The sequence below is a fragment of the Agromyces humi genome (genome assembly GCF_009720255.1).
GTDB lineage: Bacteria > Actinomycetota > Actinomycetes > Actinomycetales > Microbacteriaceae > Agromyces > Agromyces humi.
Genome location: NZ_WJSP02000469.1, coordinates 1 through 2,516 on the forward strand (window position 1 = coordinate 1; position 2,516 = coordinate 2,516).

A 2,516-nucleotide genomic window follows, 5' to 3' on the forward strand; every position below is an offset into this window, starting at 1 on the left:
CAGTCTCTATTTGAGGACGTAGATGACGAGGAACAGGCCGATCCAGACGACATCGACGAAGTGCCAGTAGTAGGAGACGACGATCGCGCTGGTCGCCTCCTTGTGGCCGAAGTTCTTGACGGCGAAGGGACTTCTAGGAGCGCGTGTGTTCGTCAGCTCCTGGCGGACGTCGTCGATGGCGCCGTCGACCGGCAGCAGCGGGTCGCGGGTCACGTCGGCGGCGAGCAACGACGCGGTGCCGAGGCCGCAGTCGTAGTCGAGCGATGGCACGGATGCCGCGAGCCAGGCGCCCATCGCGAGGCCCACGCTCGTGTCGAGTGCGCTCGACACCACCACAGGCAGACCGGCCGCCTCGATGATGCGCAGGGCCCGCCGGATGCCGCCGAGCGGCTGGGCCTTGATCACGAGCAGGTCGGCCGCGTCGGCCTCGGCCACCGCGAGCGGGTCGTCGGCCCGTCGCACGCTCTCGTCGGCGGCGATGGGGATGCCCATGTACTTCACGCGGACGCCGATCTCGGCGAGTTCCGCGAGGGTCGCGCAGGGCTGCTCGACGTACTCGAGATCGAACGGGGCGAGTGCGTGGATCGCGTGCTCGGCCTCGTCGACGTTCCAGCCGCCGTTCGCGTCGACGCGGATGCGTCCCTCGGGGCCGAGCGCGTGCCGCACCGCGCGCACGCGCGCGACATCCGCCGACAGCGGCTCGTCGCCACCGGCGACCTTGACCTTCGCGGTGCGGCAGCCGGGGAAGCGGGCGAGCACGGCGCCGACGCTGTCGGGGTCGACCGCCGGCACGGTGGCGTTCACCGGGATGCGGTCGCGCAGGGCGGGTGGCGGCGCGGTCCAGCCGAAGTCGATGGCCGCGGCGAGCCAGGCGGACGCCTCGTCGTCGCCGTACTCGGCGAACGGCGAGAACTCCGTCCAGCCCTCGGGACCCTCGAAGAGCATGGCCTCGCGCACCTCGATGCCGCGGAACCGCGTGACGAGGGGGAGGGCCACCACCCTCGCCGTCGCGAGCAGGTCGTCGAGGGTCGGCAGGGGCGCGGCGTCATCGGTCACCGTCCCATCGTGGCACCGATGGGGGTCTGTTAGTGTGGCCGCCTTGGAGGTGCCCATGTCCGACGAACTCGACACGCTCGGCGTCGAAGCCAGCGAGGTGCGCCGTGACTCGCCGGGGCGCAACGTGCTCATCGCCGTGATCGGGCTGGTGCTCCTGGTCGCGGCGCTCATCCCGCTCACCTGGGGTGCGATCTGGGTCGGCTCCATCGCGTACGCCGGCATCGTGGCGTTCTTCACCGGGGAGCCCGCGACCCTCTAGGTCGTCGCGACGCCCACTCCCGAGGCCGTCGCGGCCACGGCCGTAGGCTGGAGGCATGGCGCACGAGGTCTCCGAACTGTTCGACGCGAGCGAGTGGACGGATGCCGCACCCGCCGCCCCCGGGGCATCCGTCGGGTTCACCGACATCACGTACCACCACTCGCGTGACGGGCGCATCGCGCGCATCGCGTTCCACCGGCCCGAGGTGCGGAACGCGTTCCGGCCGCACACGGTCGACGAGCTCTACCGTGCGCTCGAGGACGCCCGCACGAACCCGCGCATCGGCGTCGTGCTGCTGACGGGCAACGGCCCCAGTGCGAAGGACGGCGGGTGGGCGTTCTGCTCGGGCGGCGACCAGCGCATCCGCGGGCGCGACGGCTACCAGTACTCCGACGCCGAGGCCGAGGTGGTGCGCGACCCGGCGGCCGCGGCCGCGACCGGGCGCCTGCACATCCTCGAGGTACAGCGGCTCATCCGGTTCATGCCGAAGGTCGTCATCGCGGTCGTGCCGGGTTGGGCCGCCGGCGGCGGGCACTCGCTGCACGTCGTCTGCGACCTCACCATCGCGAGCCGCGAGCACGGGCGGTTCAAGCAGACGGATGCCGACGTCGGCAGCTTCGACGCCGGCTACGGCAGCGCGTACTTCGCCCGCCAGATCGGGCAGAAGTTCGCCCGCGAGGTGTTCTTCCTCGCCGAGGAGTACTCCGCGGATCGCGCCTACGAGATGGGTGCGGTGAACCGCGTCGTGCCGCACGCCGAGCTCGAGCGCGAGGCGATCGCCATGGCGCGCACGATCCTCACGAAGTCGCCCACCGCCATCCGCATGCTGAAGTTCGCGTTCAACGCGGTCGACGACGGCATGGTCGGCCAGCAGGTGTTCGCCGGTGAGGCGACGCGGCTCGCGTACGGCACCGACGAGGCGGTCGAGGGCCGTGACGCGTTCCTCGAGAAGCGCGACCCCGACTGGGGCCCCTACCCGTGGCACTACTGACGGGGCGGATGCCGCGATGAAACCGCTCGTGCGCGTGCCGGCGATGGACGTCGCGGGCCTCACGTTCGCCCTGCGGCGGGCGCTCTCGGGCGGCCCTGCGGTGTGGCCGGCGCCCGGACCCGATGACGGGAGCGTCCTCGCTGCCGTCGGCGAGGTCGACGACGGCGTCGCCCTCGTCGTCGACCGAGACGGTGGCGCGGATGTCGCGAC

4 protein-coding genes are annotated in these 2,516 nt (G+C 71.9%); 3 read left to right on the forward strand and 1 reads right to left on the reverse strand.

Features of this window, described 5'->3' with window-relative positions:
* Nucleotides 1–6: 6 nt before the first annotated feature.
* On the reverse strand, nucleotides 7–1,056 hold the full coding sequence (locus GH736_RS21000; protein ID WP_235934580.1) for an o-succinylbenzoate synthase: 1,050 nt from the start codon (nucleotides 1,054–1,056) through the stop codon (nucleotides 7–9).
* A 55-nt stretch (nucleotides 1,057–1,111) separates the two neighbouring features.
* On the opposite strand from GH736_RS21000, the gene GH736_RS21005 reads away from it, so the two are divergent.
* From GH736_RS21005 to GH736_RS21015, 3 genes are all read left to right on the forward strand, one after another.
* Nucleotides 1,112–1,315, forward strand: a complete 204-nt coding sequence (locus GH736_RS21005; protein ID WP_159606780.1) for a hypothetical protein — start codon at nucleotides 1,112–1,114, stop codon at nucleotides 1,313–1,315.
* 55 nt (nucleotides 1,316–1,370) lie between these two features.
* Nucleotides 1,371–2,306 carry a 1,4-dihydroxy-2-naphthoyl-CoA synthase gene (locus tag GH736_RS21010; protein ID WP_159606782.1) on the forward strand — a complete coding sequence of 312 codons (936 nt, stop codon included), beginning with the start codon at nucleotides 1,371–1,373 and terminating at the stop codon, nucleotides 2,304–2,306.
* Between the two features lie 16 nt (nucleotides 2,307–2,322).
* Nucleotides 2,323–2,516 (forward strand): hypothetical protein (locus tag GH736_RS21015; RefSeq protein WP_203230890.1); only part of this gene is annotated, 194 nt, incomplete at its 3' end.